The 23,715-nt window shown below is 29.5% G+C and carries 18 protein-coding genes; 17 read left to right on the forward strand and 1 reads right to left on the reverse strand.

The features are described from left to right. Nucleotides 1–37 precede the first annotated feature (37 nt). From hflX to ACX6CF_RS14500, 4 genes are all read left to right on the forward strand, one after another. Nucleotides 38–1,318 carry a GTPase HflX gene (gene hflX, locus ACX6CF_RS14485; protein ID WP_458786055.1) on the forward strand — a complete coding sequence of 427 codons (1,281 nt, stop codon included), beginning with the start codon at nt 38–40 and terminating at the stop codon, nt 1,316–1,318. A gap of 281 nt (nt 1,319–1,599) precedes the next feature. Beyond that, on the forward strand, nt 1,600–3,978 hold the full coding sequence (locus tag ACX6CF_RS14490; protein ID WP_458786056.1) for a ribonucleoside triphosphate reductase: 2,379 nt from the start codon (nt 1,600–1,602) through the stop codon (nt 3,976–3,978). A gap of 642 nt (nt 3,979–4,620) precedes the next feature. Then, entirely contained in the window at nt 4,621–5,451 is an 831-nt protein-coding gene (gene thyA / locus ACX6CF_RS14495; RefSeq protein WP_458786057.1) for a thymidylate synthase, read from the forward strand. A 59-nt stretch (nt 5,452–5,510) separates the two neighbouring features. Then, a complete protein-coding gene (locus ACX6CF_RS14500; protein WP_458786058.1) occupies nt 5,511–6,008 on the forward strand; it encodes a dihydrofolate reductase in 498 nt (165 codons plus the stop codon). A 147-nt stretch (nt 6,009–6,155) separates the two neighbouring features. On the opposite strand, the gene ACX6CF_RS14505 is transcribed toward ACX6CF_RS14500, so the two are convergent. Then, complete coding sequence (locus ACX6CF_RS14505; protein WP_458786059.1) at nt 6,156–7,409, reverse strand: MFS transporter; 1,254 nt, start codon at nt 7,407–7,409, stop codon at nt 6,156–6,158. Nucleotides 7,410–7,651: 242 nt separating this feature from the next. Here ACX6CF_RS14505 and ACX6CF_RS14510 point away from each other — a divergent pair, with 242 nt between their 5' ends. From ACX6CF_RS14510 to ACX6CF_RS14570, 13 genes are all read left to right on the forward strand, one after another. After that, nucleotides 7,652–8,182 (forward strand): DUF6512 family protein, encoded by a 531-nt coding sequence (locus ACX6CF_RS14510; protein ID WP_458786060.1) that lies wholly within the window; start codon nt 7,652–7,654, stop codon nt 8,180–8,182. A gap of 368 nt (nt 8,183–8,550) precedes the next feature. Continuing rightward, nucleotides 8,551–11,796 carry a DUF5702 domain-containing protein gene (locus ACX6CF_RS14515; protein WP_458786061.1) on the forward strand — a complete coding sequence of 1,082 codons (3,246 nt, stop codon included), beginning with the start codon at nt 8,551–8,553 and terminating at the stop codon, nt 11,794–11,796. A gap of 24 nt (nt 11,797–11,820) precedes the next feature. After that, nucleotides 11,821–13,002, forward strand: coding sequence for a TadE/TadG family type IV pilus assembly protein (locus tag ACX6CF_RS14520; RefSeq protein ID WP_458786062.1), 1,182 nt, complete (start codon nt 11,821–11,823; stop codon nt 13,000–13,002). Beyond that, the gene (locus ACX6CF_RS14525) at nt 12,999–13,604 is read left to right on the forward strand and encodes a prepilin peptidase (RefSeq protein ID WP_458786063.1); all 606 of its coding nucleotides are present in this window, start codon (nt 12,999–13,001) and stop codon (nt 13,602–13,604) included. Before ACX6CF_RS14520 ends, ACX6CF_RS14525 begins: the two co-directional genes overlap by 4 nt. Before the next feature lie 44 nt (nt 13,605–13,648). Beyond that, nucleotides 13,649–14,230 (forward strand): TadE family protein, encoded by a 582-nt coding sequence (locus tag ACX6CF_RS14530; RefSeq protein ID WP_458786064.1) that lies wholly within the window; start codon nt 13,649–13,651, stop codon nt 14,228–14,230. A gap of 97 nt (nt 14,231–14,327) precedes the next feature. Further along, complete coding sequence (locus ACX6CF_RS14535; protein WP_458786065.1) at nt 14,328–15,269, forward strand: hypothetical protein; 942 nt, start codon at nt 14,328–14,330, stop codon at nt 15,267–15,269. Between the two features lie 40 nt (nt 15,270–15,309). After that, the gene (recQ, locus tag ACX6CF_RS14540) at nt 15,310–17,442 is read left to right on the forward strand and encodes a DNA helicase RecQ (RefSeq protein WP_458786066.1); all 2,133 of its coding nucleotides are present in this window, start codon (nt 15,310–15,312) and stop codon (nt 17,440–17,442) included. Between the two features lie 111 nt (nt 17,443–17,553). Next, the gene (locus tag ACX6CF_RS14545; RefSeq protein ID WP_458786067.1) at nt 17,554–17,877 is read left to right on the forward strand and encodes a PadR family transcriptional regulator; all 324 of its coding nucleotides are present in this window, start codon (nt 17,554–17,556) and stop codon (nt 17,875–17,877) included. 13 nt (nt 17,878–17,890) lie between these two features. Further along, nucleotides 17,891–18,745 carry a permease prefix domain 1-containing protein gene (locus tag ACX6CF_RS14550; RefSeq protein ID WP_458786068.1) on the forward strand — a complete coding sequence of 285 codons (855 nt, stop codon included), beginning with the start codon at nt 17,891–17,893 and terminating at the stop codon, nt 18,743–18,745. 4 nt (nt 18,746–18,749) lie between these two features. Further along, nucleotides 18,750–19,382, forward strand: coding sequence for a hypothetical protein (locus ACX6CF_RS14555; protein WP_458786069.1), 633 nt, complete (start codon nt 18,750–18,752; stop codon nt 19,380–19,382). 278 nt (nt 19,383–19,660) lie between these two features. Continuing rightward, on the forward strand, nt 19,661–20,083 hold the full coding sequence (locus tag ACX6CF_RS14560) for a MarR family winged helix-turn-helix transcriptional regulator (protein ID WP_458786070.1): 423 nt from the start codon (nt 19,661–19,663) through the stop codon (nt 20,081–20,083). Between the two features lie 30 nt (nt 20,084–20,113). Next, nucleotides 20,114–21,841: an ABC transporter ATP-binding protein gene (locus tag ACX6CF_RS14565; protein WP_458786071.1), complete on the forward strand. Its 1,728-nt coding sequence runs from the start codon at nt 20,114–20,116 to the stop codon at nt 21,839–21,841. Continuing rightward, complete coding sequence (locus tag ACX6CF_RS14570; RefSeq protein ID WP_458786072.1) at nt 21,838–23,688, forward strand: ABC transporter ATP-binding protein; 1,851 nt, start codon at nt 21,838–21,840, stop codon at nt 23,686–23,688. Before ACX6CF_RS14565 ends, ACX6CF_RS14570 begins: the two co-directional genes overlap by 4 nt. Nucleotides 23,689–23,715 lie beyond the last annotated feature (27 nt).

The raw sequence follows: 23,715 nt of genomic DNA on the forward strand, positions 1-23,715 counted from the left end.
GTAAACTTATCCCTTAGTTTCTATAGGAGGAAATTATATGCCAGAAAAACACTTTGAAATAGAGAAAGATTATGTTGATAGAGTTATACTAGTTGGAGTGGCTACTAGGGAAAATGATTCTTATATTATAGAATCGCTAAATGAATTAAAAGAGTTAGCTACAACAGCAGGTGCTATTACATTAGAGAAAGTTATACAAAATAGAGAAAGTGTTCATCCGGGAACTTACTTGGGAAAAGGTAAAATTATTGAAATAAAAGATTTGATATATGAACTAGATGCTACAGGTATAATATGCGATGATGAATTATCACCAGCTCAACTTAAGAATCTAGAAGATATATTGGAATGTAAGATAATGGATAGGACAATGTTAATTCTAGATATCTTTGCTAAAAGAGCTAATACTAGAGAAGGTATAATCCAAGTTGAATTAGCACAGCTACAATATAGGTTATCAAGATTGGCTGGTATAGGAACATCATTATCTAGACTAGGTGGTGGTATCGGTACAAGAGGACCTGGTGAAAAGAAACTGGAGACTGATAGAAGATATATAAGAAGTAGGATATCACAACTAAGGAAAGAGCTATTAGATGTTAAAGGTCATAGAGATCTGATCAGAGAAAGAAGAAAAAAACAAGGTAAGGAAAAAATAGCTATAGTTGGTTATACTAATGCAGGAAAATCAACGTTGCTGAATAGATTAACAGATGCAGATGTACTTGAAGAAGATAAATTATTTGCAACATTGGATCCAACTACTAGACAGTTGATATTACCTAATGGTACAGAAGTTTTCTTAACAGATACAGTTGGATTCATTAGAAAGCTACCACATCATCTTATAAAAGCATTTCAATCTACACTTGAAGAAGCAGTTGTAGCAGATATTTTAATTCATGTTGTAGATAGTGCTAATGAACAAGCCGATAGCCATATAAGAGTTGTGTATGAAACTTTAGAAGAACTAGGTGCAACAGGTAAAACTGTAATAACGATTTTCAATAAAATCGACAAAGAAGGAAGCAATAAACATCTTGAGGATTATAATGCATACAAAACTTTACTAGTTTCAATTAAAGAAGGAACAGGATTACAAGAGTTATTGGATATAATAGAGAAAAAGATTCAACAAGATAAAAGATTAATAAAAGAAGTTATTTCTTATGACAATGGTAATCTACTGAATCAGATTCGTATAAATGGACAGATCATAAAAGAAGAGTATAAAAATGAAGGTACTTATATAGAAGCTTATGTAGATGATAAGATTTATGGAGAACTAAATAAAATAAAGACTAAAGTACTAATTTAAAATTTAGCATACAAAAATAACCACCAAATATTGTGACAATATATAATTAAATTCACAATATTGGTGGTTTTAATTGGCAAAAGGGACTTCGAATATAATATCTAATACCTAAAAATAAAACATAAAACAACATATATTCTAGTATTAATAGCCTATTCCACATATACCATATATAGTGTGCGTGCGGGAAAAAGATACATTATATAGTGTTTTTTTATGTTGACTAGTATGGGCATATATGGTATATTATTATTAATTCGTTGTGAGAGAGGAGACTATCAATGTTTGACGTTGTTAAAAGAGATGGGAAAATAAGCAAATTTGATTTTGTAAAGATCAAGGAAGCAATTACAAAAGCATTTATTGCGACAGATAAGAATTATACTGAGGAGATACTAGATATTTTAGTGCTAAGAGTTACATCTGATTTTCAAGAAAAAATTAAAGATGGTAAAATCACTGTTGAAGATGTACAGGATAGTGTAGAAAAAGTTTTAGAGCAAACAGGTTATACGGATGTAGCAAAAGCATATATTCTATATAGAAAACAAAGAGAAAAAATAAGAAATATGAAATCCACTATACTTGACTATAAAGAAATAGTCAATAGTTATGTAAAGGAAGAAGATTGGAGAGTTAAAGAAAACTCTACAGTCACATATTCAGTAGGTGGACTTATTTTACATAATTCAGGAGCTATAACTGCGAACTACTGGCTATCAGAAATATATGATGAGGAAGTCGCTAAATCTCATAGAAGTGGGGATATACATATTCATGATCTTTCAATGTTAACAGGATATTGTGCTGGATGGTCATTGAAGCAAGTGATAGAAGAAGGTCTTGGTGGTGTGCCAGGTAAGATAACATCATCACCAGCGAGCCATTTATCTACTCTTTGTAATCAAATGGTTAATTTCCTTGGAATAATGCAAAATGAATGGGCAGGTGCACAAGCATTCTCTTCTTTTGATACATATTTAGCACCTTTTGTTAAAGTTGATAATCTTTCATATAAAGAAACAAAACAATGTATTCAATCTTTCATATTTGGTGTTAATACACCAAGTAGATGGGGGACACAATCTCCATTCTCCAACATTACACTTGATTGGATGGTTCCTAATGACCTTGGAAGTTTACCTGCTATTGTTTCAGGTAAAGAACAGGATTTTACATATGGTGATTGCCAAAAAGAAATGGATATGATTAATAAGGCATATATTGAAATTATGATTGAAGGAGACGCCAACGGTAGAGGTTTCCAATATCCAATTCCAACATATTCTATAACAAAAGATTTTAATTGGGATGAAACAGAAAATAATAAATTATTATTTGAAATGACTGCAAAATACGGAACTCCATATTTTAGTAATTATGTTAACAGCGATATGGAACCTAGCGATATAAGAAGCATGTGTTGTAGGTTACGTCTTGATTTAAGAGAACTTAGAAAGAAACAAGGTGGTTACTTTGGTTCTGGAGAAAGTACAGGATCAGTTGGTGTTGTTACAATTAATATGCCAAGAATAGCGTATTTATCTAATAACGAACAAGAATTCTATCAAAGATTAGATAAAATGATGGATATATCAGCACGTTCACTTAAGATAAAAAGGCAAGTAATAACTAAACTATTGCAAGAAGGATTATATCCATATACAAAAAAATACTTGGGTAATTTTGATAGCCATTTTTCAACTATTGGATTAGTTGGTATGAATGAAGCTACTATGAATGCTAAGTGGATTAAAGCAGATATTACAGAAGAAGGTGCAAGAAAATTTGCTCTTGACGTTCTTGACCATATGAGAAATAGACTCTCTGATTACCAAGAGGAATATGGAGATCTATATAACTTAGAAGCTACACCAGCAGAATCTACTAGTTATAGATTAGCGAAACATGATAAAAAACAGTATGGTGATATATTATCAGCAAGTGAAGAGGGAGAAACACCTTATTACACTAATAGTACACATTTACCTGTTAATCATACAACTGATATATTTGATGCACTTGATATGCAAGACGAATTCCAGAACAAATATACATCTGGAACAGTATTCCATGCTTTCCTTGGAGAGAAGTTACCTGATTGGAAAGCGGCTGCTAATTTAGTTAAAACGATTGCTGATAATTACACATTACCTTACTATACAATTTCACCTACTTACTCTATATGTAAGAAGCATGGTTATATACCAGGAGAAGAATATTCATGTCCTGAGTGTGGAGCAACTACAGAAGTTTACAGTAGAATTACTGGATACTATAGACCGGTACAACATTGGAATGATGGTAAGACTCAAGAGTTCAAACATAGAAAAGAATATAAACCTGATAAATCAACACTAAAATCAGTACATACGAATTTCAAAGTAGAAGAAGAAATTGCAGCAACATCCGAAGCTGCAAATAATGCTGAAAAATTATTATTCACTACAAAGACATGTCCTAACTGTCATATAGCAAAACAATATCTTGAAAATAAGAGTGTTAAAATAATTGATGCTGAAGAACATGCTGAATTAGCAACAAAATACAAAATAAGAACAGCACCAACACTTATAGTTATTGATGATAAAAATGTTAATATATACATGGGACTTTCTGATATTAAGAAATATGCTGAAAGTGAAAAATTAGAGGCTTAATCTAGATAAACTAAAATAATATAGGTTCTTTGAACTTATAGACAGACTGTCGACAAAGTATTAAATTAGAACAGACAACGGTCGTATATTGAAACCATATATAGTGATAATACTCTCGTTACGTTTGTTGCTTCTATCTGTTTTTAAGGTATGGCAACAAGCCGTAAAAATCGTTATTATCACTATATATGGTTATTTCTATATTTACCACTCTTGAGCCAGTAAAAAAAATGTGACGATGGTAATAGCCAATAGTTATGGTAAATAGAAGAAAAAGTGTTTTGTGATTACATTGAAGATTAGTCAGAGCAAAATAGTATATGTATATGTGAAGTAGTGAGGCAGGACGCCGAACCCAGCTTTTAATCTGATAGCCCTACTGGACTGTCAGAAATAATAATGGACTCGATGTCCATTACTATTTGTTGAGCTCAGGACGAGCAAGTAGCTGGCGAAACATATACATATACTATTTTGCAATAACCAAGTCAGAACAAAACAATATTTCTGACTTACTTACAATACAAATCAAAAAAAATTACACGACTTAATATAAGTTTTTATAGACAAGTTTTCATTTATACTGTAATATAATACAAGGTTAAATTGAGTGCTACCATAGAGAAAGGAATGTGAGTTAAGATGAATAGAGCAGATAAGATATTTATTGATATGTGTAGAGATATTATTGATAATGGTTATAGTTCAGAGGGACAAGAGGTCCGACCTAGATGGAAAGATGGAACATCGGCACATACAATTAAGAAGTTTGGTGTTGTCAACCGCTATAATTTAGCTGAAGAATTCCCAATTCTCACTTTAAGACCTACATACCTAAAATCAGCAATTGATGAAATTCTATGGATATGGCAAAGGAAATCAAATAATATTAAAGATTTAAAAAGTAAAATATGGGATAGTTGGGCTGATGAAACAGGTTCAATAGGAAAAGCTTATGGTTATCAATTAGGGGTAAAGCATAAATACTCAGAAGGCGAATTTGACCAAGTAGACCGTGTATTATATGATCTTAAACATAATCCCAGCAGTAGGAGAATTATGACAAATATATATAATCATAAGGATCTACATGAGATGAACTTATACCCTTGTGCATATAGCGTTACTTTTAATGTGACAGGAAACAAGCTTAATGCCATACTTAATCAGCGTTCTAATGATATATTAGTAGCCAATAATTGGAATGTAGTCCAATATGCTGCTCTAGTGCATATGTTTGCAAGAGTATCAGGTCTAGAAGTTGGTGAGTTGGTACATGTTATTGCTGATGCTCATATTTATGATAGACATATACCTCTAGTTGAAGAGTTGATTACTCGTAAAAGCTATGAGGCTCCAAAACTTATTATTAATCCAGAAATAAAGAATTTTTATGATTTTACAGTTAATGACTTTGTATTAGAGAATTATCAAAAAGGTGAACAGATTAAAGGTATACCAGTAGCTGTGTAAGATGTTAATAAAAATTTATTATATGTGGATAACATATAAAGTAAAAGGGTGATTTGTGGATGAACTTAATAGTCGCTGTGGATAACAATTGGGCAGTAGGGTATAACGGTGGATTACTTACTTATTTACCAGGGGATTTACCTTATTTCAAAGAAAAGACAACGAACAAAGTTGTTGTTATGGGAAGAAAGACCTTAGAGTCTTTACCAAAAGGAAAACCTCTAAAAGGAAGAAAAAATATAATTTTAACTAGAGATAAAGCTTTTAATTGCGAAAATGCAATAACTTGCTATAGTAAAGATGAAGTTTTAGAATATATAAAACAATTTGAATCTGATGAAGTATTTATTATTGGCGGTGCCGAAATCTACAATTTATTTTTGGATAATTGTAAGAAAGCATATATTACTAAGATATATGGTGAACTACCTGCTGATAAGTACATCACTGACGTGGATGAACTTGATAACTGGAACATAACGTGGAAAAGTGAAATGAAAGAACATGAAGGACTTAAGTTCCAGTGGACAATATATGAAAATAATAAGTTAAGTTAAGATAAATATAATATAGCTATCAATTTAGAAAGGTAAACTGCTAAATTACCTTATGGATTGATAGCTTTTTTATTGTACTAATAAAAATTCATATCCATAAGTTTTTATTTTATTGAATATTAATTTATATGTAAAATAGAGTATATATTATGTACTACATTTATTAAGTTTTATATTCCTTATAAAAAATGCTATACTTCCTGTTAGCCTTAGTATTCCAACAAGTATCAAAGTAAAATATATTGAGGTCATATCTTTTAGCCATACAGAAAATAGTGGAGCTATTGTAGCTGATATGTTAATGATAATACTATAAATAGCTATGTAAACCGTTCTATTCTTATCGGGTGTAACTTCTAACAACAGGTTAAATAATATCAGTATAGTTCCTGCAGTCGATATTCCTACTATAACATTGAATATAACTAATTGCATAAGGCTTTTTGATAGCACATAAAGTATAGGAGTAATTGACATTCCCATAGTTGCTAATGCTAATGCTAGGCTATTACCTTTTTTATCTGCAAATTTTGCCCATCTCGTAGAGGCAATAATTGAACAACCACCACTAACAATTGTCATTATACTCAACCATGACTCGTTAGCCCCTAAAATCTTGATTGAATATATACTGAATAAGGGCCATCCCATTTGCCATCCAAAATGGAACATGAGTGAGCATATAATGAAAGAGATTAATTTCCTCTGTTTTGGAATATCTTTGAAAGTCTGTAGGAACAAGTTGAAATATTTTTCCTTCACAACAACTTCTTTGTCCTGTCGATTCTTAAATCTAAGTAACATAATAAATTCAATAACACCAAAAACGAAGGCAATAAAAAAGAAAATCTGGTATAGAACAATGGTTTGCTGAGGCGTCTTAGGTATTAGTGTTAGAGCTTGACCTGATATGAAAGATATAATCAGCCTTGAAAAATCTGAATATCTATTTCGAAGGCTCATAGCCCTTCCTCTATTGCGAGGGATAAAAATATCTCCCATGGAAGATTGATACCCCATGATTGCGATTGAACCCGGGAAATTCATTAGACCTATTAATAAAACGAATAAAAAAGGCTTGTTAACACTACCCAGAAAAGGAACAGTAGCTATTAACAAGTATATAAATTTTTGTGCCAATAAAAATTTGCTGGTTATCTTTGTTTTGCTTTTAGCTGATTCTATCATAAGAGCACCAGGTAGAAAAGCGAAAACGCTTAATAATGCAGGTAAAGAATTGAGTAATGCAAAATGATAATCATTACCGCCTAATCTTTCTGCGAACTTTGCAAAATACGGTTTAACTAGGTTAATGGACATAGAGAATGCAATACCATTATATATATTGACTTTTATGTTATAATCTGTAATACTTTGGTTTTTAGACTTATTAAAAATCATAATATACGTCCTTTATATTTGCCATAAATATTAATAGGGTTTCATAACGTTCAAGTCTGATTGTAAATCCATTATAATAAAAAGTCAATAGGATACCAAAATACTATATAAAAATTACAAATAAGTAAAATCATCTAAAAAAAATCACAAAAAAGATAAAATATTTTTCATATATTATGTATGTTATTAGTATAAATACAAATAATAAAAGAAAATATGATTACTTGAAACGAGGTGCTATAATGAGTAGGAAAATATTTCTTTGGGAGTTTGTAGGTTTAATCGGTGTATTAATATTATGGTCTGTTCTCCACAATTCTTATAGGGATACAGGAATAATGAGTTTAACATTATTTTCAGCTGTTAATGGAAGTATATGGGAGCATGTAAAAATAGCATTTTTTTCTCTTTTTGCATTATATGTTTTAGAAACATTTTTTATTTCTAGATATTGTAAGAATTTTTGGTATGGAAAGATGATAGGTCTGTTAACGGTAATTATAACAACACTTTTAGTATTTTACGTATTATCAAATATCAATTTGCCTTTTTATGTAGTAGATATTATTGCAGGAATTACAGGTTTTTTGACTGCTCAAATTATCAGCTATAGAATATTAATATCTGAAGTTAATCATTCAGAATATGAACGAGTTTATATATCTTTAGTGATATTATTTATTATTCCTTTCTTTGTCTTCACTTTTTATCCCATAAGAACTGATCTGTTTAAGGATTTAACTACTAATGCTTATGGAATATTTGGTAAATAATAATGAATTTGAAATAATTATAACCCTAATTAAAATATTTACATTCAACATAAATCGCCTATTTATTTTATATTATTACAAAAAATATAAAATATTGTAGACAAATAGTTGAATTTAATTTATAATAATGCTAGGTATAAAGAAAATATATTTTGTTATAATATAATTAATTAATTATGAAGCTATGTTTTCTGCATATTAGGGGGGATATGTAATTTTTTTGTAATGCTATTTTTGCTATTGTTAATATAAGTTATGTATTATAGATAAGCTTGCAAAGGCTTATTTTTTGTGTTGTTTTTTTATAAGGATTCAACTTATAAAATTAAGGAAAATATATTGAACTTATTGAAAATGGGGTGAATTTTATGAATAAGAAAACAGATGGTGCAGTAACGGTCTTTCTTAGCTGTATATTATTGATAATAATTGTATTTACATGTACTGTTATTGATTCTACTAGAATTAGGGTAGCTAGGTTACAATCCTTAAGAGCTCTTAGAAATGCTACGAATTCAATTCTAGCCAGCTATGATTCCCAGATATCAGATGAATATGGAATGTTCATGCTAGAAAAAGAAGACTATATCAGTAAAATTGAAGAATATGCTAATGCATCTCTTGAACCTAATGAAAATCTCCCAGAAATAAATCGTATATATAAAAAATTATATACTGATGATAATAAAAAAAATTTTAATCTATATGACTATAATCTTAAGGTAACTAGTGTTATGCCTACCGATAATATAATAAAATCTGACACGGATTATGTAAAATTGGAGATCTTGGAATATATGAAATATCGAGCTCCTTTGCTAGTGATTGAACCTATTCTAGAGAAAATCAAACTAATAACAAAGTCTTCAAAAACTACGGATTATGTGAAAAAGAAGATGCAGATAACTAATAAAGTTTCCCGAATAGATGATGAATACAGGGAACTTGAAAGGCTGATAGATGGTCTTGATATTAGTAAGAAGGGTAATATTAGATATGAAGACTATTATGTAAAAGGAATAATTTCTAAAAAAGGCATATCTAGAGACAGGTGTTTCAGTGAGATACCCAATGATAATATAAGAGGTAGGTTACAAGGAACTATATTTGACATTTATGATGAGATTAATAACATAAGAGCTGATATAGATCATTTTAACAGCTGTAAAACTTCTATGATAGATACATATAAAGAACTATATTACATAAGACAGGAAATAAGTGATTTAACTGATAGTGGGTTTGAAAGCCAAGATGAATATGATTATCTATCAAAATGCATGGAAAGAAGAAATGAACTTAATAGTTCCTTTAATAATCAGTTAGATACTGTTCAATGTTATAAGGAAAACATTGAAAGGTATATTTCTAATCTTTCAAATCTCCCAATATATCTAGAAAAAAATAAGTCAGCTATTGAAGTGGTTGAGAAAATAGAAATAGAAGGTAACAAAATAAAAGGGTCCATCAATGAACTAGAAAATGATATAAATAATAGAGACGATATAATAGAACAGGCTTCTAATGCTATAAAAGATGAACTGAAAGGCTTAAAAGGCAAATTAGCTATAGAGGACGATAAAGATAAAACATATACTCTGATAAATAATTTGTTTGCAATAAAAGATGAATTAAAAAATAATATTGAAGTGTTGTCAAATAATCTGTCTTATGTAGATAATCTAAGCAGTATGAAGAATAATCTAATAAATCATATGATATGTGGAGAATTCAACACTAATACGGAAAGAGATATATTACATGCCTTCATGAATGAAGTAAAAACAACGAGTAATTTGTTTGCGAATCAAAACAGTTATATGAGCAACTACAATGATAATAATTATATAGGTGATTTCAAGAAATCATTAAGTCAATTGGAGAATGGTTTACATAATAATTATTCGACAAAGAATATGGTATTTAATTATGGAGATATGAAATCTTTATCGGATAAAGAGAAAGACAAAATGGATCCTAGGGATGAAGTGAAAGATGCTACCAAAGGTGTTCAGTTCAACCAGAAAGACCAAAATGTTGATAACGAGATAAATAAGGATAATATGCCTTCTATTCTTAGTTCCAATAGTGATTATATAAACTTGATTACTGAAGAAGATGTGGATTTTGAAAATGAGAAAGATGATAGCTATACTAATAAATCCCTTGATATTTTTGGAGATATAGGTAACAAATTAAAAAATATTACTTACAATCTTAGAGATGAAATCTATATAGGGGAATATATATTAGGAGATTTTAAATCAGCTACAGATAATTTACCAAACGCTTTACCAGTAACCCTAAGCAATTATTCAAAAAATGACCATTATCTCAATAATGAAGTTGAATATATTCTAAGAGGAAGTTTGGATGAGAATATTAACTTGAAACATGTATCTAATACCATATTAGGTATAAGGTTTGTTATGAATTATATTCATGTTTTAACGAATGCCAATAAGAGGACTTTAGTAATGGGTATAGCGACATCTATAGCAGGTTGGTGGACATTTGGATTAGGCACATATATTGTGGCAGCACTTATCATGGCTGCGTGGAGTTATGCTGAATCATGTGTTGATGTAAGATATTTATTACAAGGGAAAAAAGTTGCTTTTATTAAAACAAGTGGTGATTGGTATACGAGTCTAGAAGGGTTAGCTAATGGCATTATTGACGAAGCGACTGAATATGTTACTAATAAATCTATACTTATAATTGATGCAGCTACAAAAACTGTTCAAAATAATATATCTTTTATAACAAATAGGTTAGAGGGCGACGTTTCCAAATTCGCTGAGGATAAATTAGGAGAAGTACTTGGTGAGGCAGAGAGATCCTTGAACTATACTATTGATGAAGTTGATAATGCCATTGATACTATTATAAATGATTCTTTTAATAACTTAAGAGAAGGAGTTAATAATCGTCCCTTACTAAAAGATTATAATAATATTGGCTGTAATGATTTGGTGAATGAAATCATCAATACTATATATGATGAATATGTTGAACGGATAGTTAACGCGTCTTATTCAGAGGTTATTTCAATCAAAAAAGAGATATTACAAAAGTTTAGAGAAAAGATAGAAAAAGCTAAACAAAAGATTATTAATGGAGTTCTTAGTGAAATAGGACAGATTACTAATGAATTTGAATCTGAAATAAATGAAGTAGTTAAAAAAACATCATGTAAGTATAAAGATATCACTAAAAAACATATTAATAACATTGCTGAAAAAGTTAGAAAGTCAACAGTACAAAAGGTGAATGTTGCTATAGATGATAAGCTGAAGAGTAAAGGGAAAGGTTCTAAGATAACATCTCTTATGCCAGCCTTCTCGTATAATGATTATCTTCGATTAATGTTATTGGTAGGGGTGAACGATGAAGTGAAGTTATATAGAGTATTAGATTTAATGCAATTCAACTTGCAAAAAAGTAGGAATGAAAGTGATTTTAAGCTGAAGAATTATGTATGCGGTTTAGATGTTACAGCAGAGGTATCAGTTAATTTCTTGTTTTTTGATTTACCTTTTATGCCAGATGAAGCAAAAGATCTAGCAGATAAAGGATATAACTTTAAGATTAATACCTCCATGGGGTACTAATTAAGGAAAAGAGGCATGTATAACATGAAAAAACTAAAAGGTTCATTAACAGTAGAAGCGGCTATGGTGTTACCTATTTTTTTAATGGCCATACTATCAATTGTTTATATAATCAAAATTATGTTTATACATGAAAGTGTTCAATATAGTCTATCAGAAACAGCAAATGAATTAGCTGCCTATTCATATATAATGGATAAGACGGAAATCTTGGATGCACAGCAAGAAATCTACGAAACAGCTAGTGAGAACGTAGAAGTTGTCAATGAAAATGCAGGAAACATTAATAATAATCTTGGAAATCTATTCAATATAATTGAGGGTGGTAATTCATATATAGATAGTAGTGATACAAATGTAGATTCTACTTATGTGGATATGTATGGGAGCGGTAATTTAAACCAGTACATAGATGGTTTCGTAGATACAATAGCTAAGATTAAAGAGCAAGTTATTGGCGATGCCCATGCAGCTTATGGAAGTCTTAATAATATAATTAACTCTATAGATACAATATTACATAGTATCAAGGGAACAATGGTTAGTGAATGTTTATATGATGGTCTAGCTGTTACTAATAATTTTATTGGTACTAAGATGGCTGAAAGAATTTTTGACGATTATATTGATGATGAACAATATAAGAAGTGGTATATAGTCAATGGTAAAGAAGGAATGGACTTCAAACATTCCAAGTTCATGTTGGAGGATGAAGATATTGACCTGATTGTTAAATATAACTTGGAAATTCCTATACCTTTTCCAGGGATAAAAGACATATCTATGACACAAAGAGTTAAGGTCAGGGGATGGACAGGTAATGGTAATGGATTTAATTCTTGCTTAAAAGAAGATAATATTGAAGCATATGAGGCTGACGAAGATGATATTATAGTGTATTGTGTAAAAAATAGTGAAGTATACCACACATATATTACTTGTCTGAACAATATAACCATGCCGGAAACATATGACCCCAATAAGCATGGGGAAAAATTATGTGAAACATGTGCTAAGGATATAGATAAGAATGATATTAAGATTGTATACTACACTTCACAAGGGGAAGTATATCATGTAGATTCGTTATGTTCACAGATACATTCAGATAATATAATGGAGTTGACCTTACAACAAGCTAAAGATATGGGTAGAAGAATGTGTAATAACTGTATAAAGAAAAAGAAAAGGATTGATTCGAAATGAGTATGGTAATTATTCTATTAGGTTTAGCAGTAGGGATACTAACTTCTAGCTATTCTTTTGATACTAATCTAAGAAATATGTTTTCGAAAAATAATGAAAATAGGATCAAAGAATTGTTGCTGATTATGGCAGTAACTATGATAACCTATCTATTATACAACTATTATCAACTAACCAATTATTTTATTGCAATGGAATTGATAACTTGGTTTTTGATAATCACTACCATAAGTGATTGCAAAGATAAACAGATACCTATGGATGTTGTAATGATAACACTTATATTAGGAATGATTTCAATGTTATTTAATCCTAATGTAATATGGATTCATTCTCTTATAGGATTTTTTGGGATAGGTGGAATAATAGCTCTAATTTCTGTTATTACAAAAGGAGCTATAGGTATGGGGGATGCTCTTGTAATTGGAACTATTGGTCTAATACTAGGATATAAAATGGCAGTAGCGGTTTTGTTATATTCATTAGTGTTTAGTGGATTGATAGGGTTAGGATTGATGGCATTTGGTAGGGTGAATAGAAAAACCAAGCTGCCTATGGTGCCTTTTATGCTATGTGCTTTTTTGATAATAATCATTCTATGATGAAATCTATTAAATAATCTTTTGAAATAAGGTGATATATAATTATGAATAATAAGCTCAAGGGAAGTTTAACTGTAGAAGCCTCTTTAGTATTTCCTATAGTATTTTTTGCGGTATTATGTTTAATATACATAGGTATCTATCTTCATGATGTTACATGCATGAAAGCAATAGTCAATGAAACTGCTAATCGTTATGAATTAGCTTATTCTAATAAAATAGATTTTGATACAGGAAAAGCATTATCTAATGATGGTAGATTGAATAGAGGATTATATTGGAGGTTGACTGATGATAATAGCTTAGGTCAAAATGTTAAGAAATATATTACGAATCAAATAGAAAGGCATCTTATATTGAAAGACGATAATATCAATATCCATACAAAGGTAACTAATACCATATTAAAGAAAAAGATTACTATAACTGTAAACAAGGACTTTAATACTCCCATTAATCTAATTAATAAGATATTGAGTATTAATGAAAGACAACTAACTATGTGTGTAAGTTCAAAAGTAGTTATTAAAGACCAGGCAGAACTAATTAGAAATGTGGATTTACTTGATGATATATCAGATTATATTCCTTCAATAAGTAAAGCAAAGAATAAATATGATAATTAAATAGATGAAATTGTAGATTTTTTTAGAAAATTACAATAGATGGTTTTATTGTTATATGATATAATTGATAAGCAACTATTAATAGGCGGGGGAAATTATGAAATTTTTACAAAAAAAAATACAGGATTTAGAGAATAAGGTTCTAGAACAACAGGAGTTAAATAAACATTATAATTCTATTCTTGATGAACGACATAAATTAATTAATGAATGTGATAGACAAAAGACAATATTAGAGATGGAAATAAATGATGTAAAAAGATTGAATGGTTTTACTTTCAAAAATTTTGTTCATACCATATCTTTTAGTAAAGAAAGAAAACTGATTAAAGAAGAAAAAGAGGCTATAGTTGCTAGATTAAAATATAATGAGTATGTAAAAGCTATAGAAGATATTAATATTAAAATAGAATCAATGCGAAATGAACTGGATAAATATGAGTTAATAACTAAAGAATATCTGGAAGTAGTTAATACAAAAGAAAAACTTATAATTTCTCAGGGTAACAAAAAGTCAAATCTATTAATCAGTGTAAATGAGAAAATAGAAGAATTAAAAGAAAATAATAGTAAAATCAAGAAAGCTTATGTAGCAGGAGAAAATCTTAGATTCACTCTTAAGAAAACTGAAAAAATACTTGAAAAAGCAGATGGTCTAGATGTAGTACAGATTAGAAATGGTGGATTATTGGACGACAAGGCTAAGATGGATATAGATCAGACACTAGATTATTTATATAAGATACAGTGTTGCTTAAGAAAATATTATAGAGAACTCGATAATATTAATATGGAGTTTTCTGATGATATAAAAACCAATAAATCATTAAAATATGTTAATTATTGGTTGAATGGTATGTTTGAAGATATGATGGGAAACAAGAAGTTTCTAGGGATATTAACTAGGGTTGCAGAAACTAAATGGGACGTAATTAATATTAATAGTGAACTACATCGTCAAAGGATTATAATAGAAGAAGAACTAATGAATGTAATGAATGAAAAAGAAATGATTTTAGGGTATAGGAAGATAATCTAAAAATATTACTTGAAGAATGTACAAAAGGAATGAATATATTATGAATATGAACGTAAAAGCAAAAGAAATATTGAAAAAGTTATATGGTTATGATGAGTACAAAAAAGGGCAAGAACAAGCCATAAATAGTATACTTAATAATAACGATACGGTAATAATTATGCCGACAGGTGGTGGTAAATCTATTTGTTATCAAATACCTGCACTTATATTTGAGGGTATAACAATAGTAATATCTCCTCTTATATCTTTAATGAAAGACCAAGTAGATAGTTTGAAGGCAACAGGAATTGAATCTACTTATATTAATAGTACACTTTCTTACCAAGATATTGAATATAGATTACAAGCTATAGAAGATGGAAAATATAAGATTGTCTATATTGCTCCAGAAAGATTGCAAACTGAAAATATATATAGGATAACAAGAAGAAATAAAATATCATTTATTGCTGTGGATGAAGCTCATTGTATATCACAATGGGGACATGATTTCAGACCTAGTTATATGTCAATTAATAAATTCATAGATGGTCTTGAAGAAAGACCAATAATCGCAGCACTAACAGCTACTGCAACCAAAAAAGTTGAAGAGGATATAATCGGTAGATTGGGATTAAATGACACTAATGTATTCAAGACTGGATATGATAGAGAAAATCTTACATTTACTGTATTAAAAGGTGCTAATAAGAATAATTTTATTCTTGATTATACTACAAAACATAAAGGTGAAGCGGGAATTATATATGCTGGAACAAGAAAAGATACAGAGAATATATGTAGATCATTAATAAAACATGGCATAAACGCTGGTATGTATCATGGCGGTATGAATGCACAAGAAAGAAAAGAAAATCAAGATGAATTTCTTTTTGATGATATTGATGTTATGGTAGCCACTAATGCATTTGGAATGGGTATAGATAAGTCTAATGTTAGATATGTAATCCATTATAATATGCCAGAAAACATAGAGGCTTATTATCAAGAAGCAGGACGTGCAGGCAGGGATTCACTTAATTCACAATGTATACTACTCTTTAGTGCTGGAGATGTACAACTTAGAAGATTTTTAATTGATAAATCAGATGAATTAGATGATACTAGAAAAAGATACAGGTATGAAAAACTTCAAATGATGACTAGGTATTGTCATGTTACTACATGTCTTAGAAAATACATATTAGAGTATTTTGGAGAAGAAGACATTAAGGATACATGTGATAATTGTAGCAACTGTAATGAAGATATCATAAAAGAAGATATGACTATAGAAGCCCAGAAGATTCTATCATGTGTTATAAGGATGAAAGAGCGATTCGGAACTAAGATAATTGCAGAAGTACTAAGGGGCTCGAAAAACAAGAGAGTTCTTAGTCTTGGATTTAACAATCTGTCAACGTATGGAATTCTGTCAGAATACACCATTGATAGCATAAAAGATATGATTAATCTACTAATTGCAGAAGGTTACCTAAGAATGACAACGGATGAATATCCTGTAGTTAAGATAGATAAAAAAGCAGTTCCAGTGCTGAAAGATAATGAAAAAGTATTTAGAAATATTATGAAAACGGAAAAATTACAAGTTAAGCAAGAGCTATTTGACAATTTAAGAGCGCTAAGGCGTAAAATTGCTAGTGAAGAGAATCTACCACCTTATATAATTTTCAGTGATGATACTCTAAAAGAATTAAGTACAAAGTATCCTACAAGTAAATACGCAATGCTGAACATTAAAGGTGTTGGTGAGAAAAAGTACGAGCAATATGGTGAAATATTTATGGGAATTATAAGACAATACGTAGAAGATAATAATATACAAGTAGACACCATTAATTATACTGAACCTATTGCTAAAAAGGCTAAGAAAAAAAATGATGAACCATCATATGTAATATCAGCAAAATTATTTAATGAATTAAACGATATTAAAGAAGTAGCTAAGGAAAGAGGACTTACAGTAAGAACCATAGAAAATCATATATTTGAAGCATTTACTAATGGAGTTGATGTGGATATTGAAAGATTCATACCAGATGGTGAAGAAGATACAATCAGAAATGCTATTGATAATATTGGACTAGATAAGTTAAGACCCATTAAAGATGCACTACCTGAAAACATCAGTTATAATGCGATCAAGGCAGTAATAGCTAAATGGTATTGAGATAATTTGACAAAAAATATATTTAATGGTAAAATACCTAGCATAACAAGGCATTGTTATACTAGGTATTTTGATGTAATGTAATATGAAAAAAAATAGGTGGTGTTACATATGAACAAAGAGTTATTAAAAGGAACTACAGATATCATGATATTGAATCTGTTAAAAAAAGAACCTATGTATGGATATGGAATGATTAAGGACTTTGCAATCTTATCAAAAGGTACTTTCAAGTTCAAAGAAGGAACCCTATATCCAATATTACACAGCTTAGAAAAAAAAGGACTTATTGAGTCATTTTGGAATCAAAATCCAGGAGAAAGAAAGAGAAAATATTATAGAATTACTAAGGACGGCATAAATACTTTGGGAGAAAGAAGTAATGAATGGGAAATGTTTCAACAAGCTATCAATGATGTTTTAAGTTATGAATAGTGAGGGTCAGGGATTGGATAAAAGAATAAAAGATTTTTTAGATAAAGTTGGTAATCAAATCAATACAGAAGAAGAAGCATTAAGAATAAAAGATGAATTGGTAGATCATATAGACTGTTTAATCAGTGAATTCATAGATATGGGTTATAGTAGTGATAAAGCTATATCAAAAGCTCTTATGCAGATGGGTGACCCTAATGAAATAGGATATTCTTTTACTAATAGAGATGTAATTAAAAGAAGGAATAAGCTTATTATGATGTTTAGAATAATAAGTATAGGCTTACTTATTTTAGGGTGCTGCATACTTTTTGTGTTCACAGAATATTCTACAGAAAGTTTAGGTTCAATAATATACAGTATCAATATATTGAATATAGTTGGTTTCTCTTCTATTACATCTCATACAAATTCTAAGTATTTAATCAATAGTGAAGATATACCAATACTCATTATATGGCCTGTAAAAAAACATATATATCTAGAATATATAATTAGTGGGATTATCTTTTCACCTATACTAATTTTATTTTGTACTGGATTGGTACTTGGAGCTATTGAAGATAACACTTTATGGAAATTAATATTATTAATAGTAATATTCACAGCTGCTATTGTATTAGCTTTTTTAGTTAATAAACTTAGAATACCGAAATACATGATTACTAATGAAGGGTTGATTGTTCTTGGGAAATTTATTTCATGGACAGCTATAGATAAAGTAAGATGGTTAAATTCTTATTATAAAAATGAAACTAATTATATATTTCAGTTATTAGATAACTCAGGATTTCCTATAACTAGGAAAATAAAAGTGAGTAAAAATCAATATAAAATGGTTTCAGGTATTATTGCTGAGAGGGTGTGAATAGGTGTTTCAAGTAAATAATTATGGTAATATAGCTAAAAAAAGATTGATTTTAAATATATTGAGTATTTGTTTTTTTGCTCTAATAGTGATATTAACTATTATTATTCCTTGCTTCGAGAGTATTTGCTTTGGGATATTGAGTTTAATAAGTATATTTGGTATGAAACAATTAAATAGAAACCTAGATAAGAATATTTGTCTGCTTGAAAATAATAAAATAAAGTTTTCATGTGTGAATATAGATTTTAACCAAAGAAATAATGGGTTAATTGTTTATTTAATAGTTATAGCATTTTCAGTTACATTTACGTCAGGTATAGCAGAAGCTTATTTTAAGAAATCTTCTTCTTATATGATTTATGTGTTACTTATTATAATAATAGTACTAATGCTTCTTATAATAATATTGCTTGGTTTTTATGGGCTGAGATGTTACATATTCCATAACAAAATACTAACGATACAAGGAGTATTGAATTTCTCAGATATTAAAAAATATCAATTAATATATTTAAATAATGGGAAAGTTCAATTCGAAGCTAATACAGGAGAACAGTATATAAAATTAACAATTAACAAAAAACAATTAAAGATTATTGAAAACATAATTAAAGATAACTGTCTAGAACAGTAGAAATAATAAAGGTCTATCTTATAAAATATTGGTTATAATTTTATAGGATAGATATTTTTTTCTAAATTCTATTAAATCCCATAATAAAAATAACTTTATCTTTACATAAAAAGCATTGACATTTATATTCATTTAATATAAAATAGTTATACGTTATAACTATTATACTATACAACTATTGAACTATATAACTATTTTATCAAGTATAATAATCATGTTACTAAAATTTGTTTGTATAATACTATGAAGGTTATAAAATTATTGAAAGGAAGTTATTTATGACTCAAAGAGAAAGATTAATACAATGTATATTAAAATTTTTCCCTCTTATTAATAAAAAACTATTTAAAGATATAAAGTACAAGAATTCCATACATCAAATGAGATTGATTGGAATGGTAGAGCATGAGAATGGAAAACCAATGAAATACTTTTGTGAAAAATTAATGATTCCAAAGTCAAATTTGACAAAGGTAGCTAATAGGCTGATTGAAGAAGGACTAATAGAAAGAAAAACAGATGAAAAAGATAGACGCATCATTAATTTATATATAACTGAAAAAGGAAAAGAGGCTGTAGAAAAACATAAAAAAGTGATGAAAGAAAATCTAAAGATAAAATTAGAAAAGCTAGATGATGAAGACATCCAAAAGCTTATTGCAAGTTTTGAAGAGATGGAAACAATATTAGATAAGCTATAAAAGATGACAACATGAAGGGAGAGATTTAATATGGTTAAATTACTTAAAGGTTTAAAACCTTTTAGTCTATCAATTATTATTATACTTATATTTACATTTTTAAGAACATTAACGGAGTTGTTTTTGCCAACATTAATGTCAGATATAGTTGATATTGGTATTGTTAATCAAGATATAGGATACATAGCAAAAATAGGAGCTTTTATGTTGCTTATTGCTGCTTTAGGCGGGCTATGTTCTATATTAACAAGTATGTTATCCGCAAAGACTGGGAGTGCATTCGCTAGGAATCTAAGAGCTAAAGTTTTTGATAAGATTGAAAATTATTCTTTGAAGGAATTTGATGAAAAAGGTACTGCTTCATTAATAACTAGAACTACCAATGATATTACTCAGATTCAGAATCTAGTGATTATGTTATTGAGGATGTTTATTAGAGCTCCACTAATGGCTGTAGGTGGTATAATCATGGCTATTAACAAAAACCCTAATCTTTCGTTAATTATTATAGTAGTTGTTGTTATACTAGGAATTATCATAGGTTTAGTGGCTAGTAAAAGTATACCTATGTTCAAATCAATGCAAGTAAAGATAGATAAACTTAATCTAGTACTAAGAGAAAGATTAACTGGTATAAGGGTCATAAGAGCCTTTAATAAGATTAATCATGAGAAAAAGAGATTTAATGATGCTAATAAAGATTTAACTAATACAGCTATAAAAGTTAATAAATTAATGTCATGTTTAACACCAATACTAATGCTATTATTTAACTTTACAACTATATTCATTATATGGTTCGGTTCTTTTAAGATTAATAATGGCGCTATGCAGGTTGGAGACCTAATGGCATTTATCCAATATGTATCTCAGATTATGTTCTCATTAATTATGTTAACTATGATATTTATCTTGATACCACGTGCATCAGCATCTGCTATAAGAATTAACGAGGTATTAAATGTAGAGCCTGAAATAAATGATCCTAATGCTCCTGTAGAAAGTACAGAAAAAAGAGGATATATTGAATTTGAAAACGTATCTTTTAGATATACTAATGCTGAAGGTGAAGCATTGGAAAACATAACATTTAAAGCAAAACCTGGAGAAGTTACTGCTATTATAGGGGGAACAGGTTCAGGAAAATCCACATTAGTTAATTTGATATCAAGATTTTATGATGTAAGTGGTGGTAGCATATTAATTGATGATGTTGATATTAGAAAAATGTCACAAGAATATTTACGTAGCAAAATTGGTTTAGTTCCTCAAAAAGCAGTATTATTTAGTGGAACAATAACCCAAAATATTAGATTTGGAAAAGAAGATGCAAGTAAAGAAGATATAATTCATGCTTGTGAGACAGCTCAAGCGGTTGAATTTATAAATGATATGAAAGAGGGATATGATTCTGAAATTTCTCAAGGTGGTACTAATATATCAGGTGGACAAAAACAGCGTCTATCAATTGCAAGAGCATTAGTTAGAAAACCTGAAATATATATTTTTGATGATAGTTTTTCTGCTTTGGATTTTAAGACTGATGCAAAATTGCGTCAAGCTCTAAAGAAAGAAACATTAAATGATACTGTAATAATTGTTGCACAGCGTGTGACTACTGTAATGAATGCAGATAGAATAATCGTTCTAGACGAAGGACGTATTGTAGGAATGGGAACACATAAAGAATTGCTAAGCTCAAGTGATGTATATAGACAGATTGTATCTTCACAGCTTTCAGAGGAGGAATTAGCATGAGTAAAGGTAAAGTAGGAAGAGGACCGGGTAGGGGGCATGCCATGAGTATGCCTGTAGAGAAAGCAAAAGATTTTAAAGGAACATTAAAAAGGCTTTTAGGGTATCTGAAACCTAGAAGAGTAAGTCTTATTTTCGTAGTCATAATGGCTATTTTCAGTACTATATTCACTATTCTTGCACCCAAAATAATGGGAAAGGCTACAACAAGACTTTTTAATGATTTTATGGAAATAATGAAAGGGGTTCCTAACGCATCAGTTAATTTTGATGTTATATGGAATATTCTAATTGTGTTAGGGATTTTATACATTTTAAGTTCTTTATTTAGCTTTATTATGCAATTCACTATGGCGAGTGTTGTTCAGAAAACAGTTTTCAATATGCGTGAAGATGTTAGTAGTAAGCTAACAAAATTACCTTTGAAGTATTATGATTCTCGTACCCATGGTGAAATACTAAGTCGTGTTACTAATGATATTGATAATATAAGTAATACTTTGCAACAAAGTGTTATACAATTAATTACTTCTGTGATAACTATAGTAGGTGTAATAGTCATGATGCTAACAATAAGTCCTTTGTTGACACTTATTACCATTACCACATTACCACTTAGTATTATAATTACTAAGAATATAGCTAAAAAGTCACAGAAATATTTTAAGAGTCAACAAGAAATAATAGGTAATCTTAATGGTCATGTTGAAGAAATGTACACAGGACATAAAATTATTAAATCATATGGACATGAGAAAAAATCAATTAAAGAATTTAAAGAAATAAACGATAAATTATATGAATCAGGTTGGAAAGCACAATTTATCTCAGGTCTCATTATGCCTATGATGACTTTTGTTAATAACCTTGGATATGTATTTGTTTGTATTGCTGGTGGTGTATTAATGATAAAAAAATCTATACAGTTAGGTGATATTCAAGCTTTTATTCAATATTCAAGGTCATTTGGCCAACCTATTGTACAAACAGCTAATATTGCTAATATTATTCAATCTACTATTGCATCAGCAGAGCGTGTCTTTGAAGTATTAGATGAAGGTGAAGAGATACCAGATAATACGGATGCAATACAAATGGGTAATCTACAGGGAAATGTTAGATTTGACCATGTTGATTTTGGTTATAAAGAGGATGTTACTCTTATTAATAATATGAACATTGATGTTAAGAAAGGTCAAACAGTTGCCATAGTGGGTCCCACTGGTGCTGGAAAAACCACGCTAGTCAATTTGCTAATGAGGTTCTACGAATTGAAGGACGGTACTATAAGTATTGATGGTGTCAACATCAATGATTTAAGAAGAAGTGATCTTAGAAATTTATTTGGTATGGTCCTTCAAGATACATGGTTGTTCAAAGGAACTATAAGAGAGAATATAGCTTATGGAAAAGAAGGGGCTAGTGAGGAAGAAATCATTAGGGCTTCAAAAGCTGCACATGCTGACCATTTTATTAGAACTCTTCCAGACGGGTATGATACAGTACTTAATGAAGAAGCTAATAATATATCACAGGGACAGAAACAGCTTCTAACTATTGCTAGGGCTATACTTGCTAATCCATCAATTTTAATACTTGATGAAGCAACAAGTAGTGTTGATACTAGGACAGAGATATATATTCAAAAAGCAATGGAGTCACTTATGAACGGAAGGACTAGTTTTGTTATTGCCCATCGTTTGTCGACAATTAAGGATGCTGATATGATACTTGTCATGAATAATGGAGATATAATAGAGAAAGGAAATCATCAAAAATTGCTTGAACTTAATGGCTTTTATGCGGAGCTTTATAATAGTCAGTTTGTGGGGAATGAAGAAGCGGTTTAGAGATAAGTTTGGTTTATGGCTTGAGAT

The sequence above is a fragment of the Vallitalea sediminicola genome (assembly GCF_054408565.1).

What these genes read in the sequence shown, in the direction of transcription:
- ACX6CF_RS14545 (WP_458786067.1), top strand. Translation starts at nt 17,554, where the DNA reads ATGAACAAAGAGTTATTAAAAGGAACTACAGATATCATGATATTGAAT.
- ACX6CF_RS14500 (WP_458786058.1), top strand. Translation starts at nt 5,511, where the DNA reads ATGAACTTAATAGTCGCTGTGGATAACAATTGGGCAGTAGGGTATAAC.
- ACX6CF_RS14535 (WP_458786065.1), top strand. Translation starts at nt 14,328, where the DNA reads ATGAAATTTTTACAAAAAAAAATACAGGATTTAGAGAATAAGGTTCTA.
- ACX6CF_RS14505 (WP_458786059.1), bottom strand. Translation starts at nt 7,409, where the DNA reads ATGATTTTTAATAAGTCTAAAAACCAAAGTATTACAGATTATAACATA.
- ACX6CF_RS14570 (WP_458786072.1), top strand. Translation starts at nt 21,838, where the DNA reads ATGAGTAAAGGTAAAGTAGGAAGAGGACCGGGTAGGGGGCATGCCATG.
- ACX6CF_RS14530 (WP_458786064.1), top strand. Translation starts at nt 13,649, where the DNA reads ATGAATAATAAGCTCAAGGGAAGTTTAACTGTAGAAGCCTCTTTAGTA.
- ACX6CF_RS14490 (WP_458786056.1), top strand. Translation starts at nt 1,600, where the DNA reads ATGTTTGACGTTGTTAAAAGAGATGGGAAAATAAGCAAATTTGATTTT.
- ACX6CF_RS14520 (WP_458786062.1), top strand. Translation starts at nt 11,821, where the DNA reads ATGAAAAAACTAAAAGGTTCATTAACAGTAGAAGCGGCTATGGTGTTA.
- ACX6CF_RS14525 (WP_458786063.1), top strand. Translation starts at nt 12,999, where the DNA reads ATGAGTATGGTAATTATTCTATTAGGTTTAGCAGTAGGGATACTAACT.
- ACX6CF_RS14560 (WP_458786070.1), top strand. Translation starts at nt 19,661, where the DNA reads ATGACTCAAAGAGAAAGATTAATACAATGTATATTAAAATTTTTCCCT.
- ACX6CF_RS14510 (WP_458786060.1), top strand. Translation starts at nt 7,652, where the DNA reads ATGAGTAGGAAAATATTTCTTTGGGAGTTTGTAGGTTTAATCGGTGTA.
- ACX6CF_RS14565 (WP_458786071.1), top strand. Translation starts at nt 20,114, where the DNA reads ATGGTTAAATTACTTAAAGGTTTAAAACCTTTTAGTCTATCAATTATT.
- ACX6CF_RS14515 (WP_458786061.1), top strand. Translation starts at nt 8,551, where the DNA reads ATGAATAAGAAAACAGATGGTGCAGTAACGGTCTTTCTTAGCTGTATA.
- thyA (WP_458786057.1), top strand. Translation starts at nt 4,621, where the DNA reads ATGAATAGAGCAGATAAGATATTTATTGATATGTGTAGAGATATTATT.
- recQ (WP_458786066.1), top strand. Translation starts at nt 15,310, where the DNA reads ATGAATATGAACGTAAAAGCAAAAGAAATATTGAAAAAGTTATATGGT.
- hflX (WP_458786055.1), top strand. Translation starts at nt 38, where the DNA reads ATGCCAGAAAAACACTTTGAAATAGAGAAAGATTATGTTGATAGAGTT.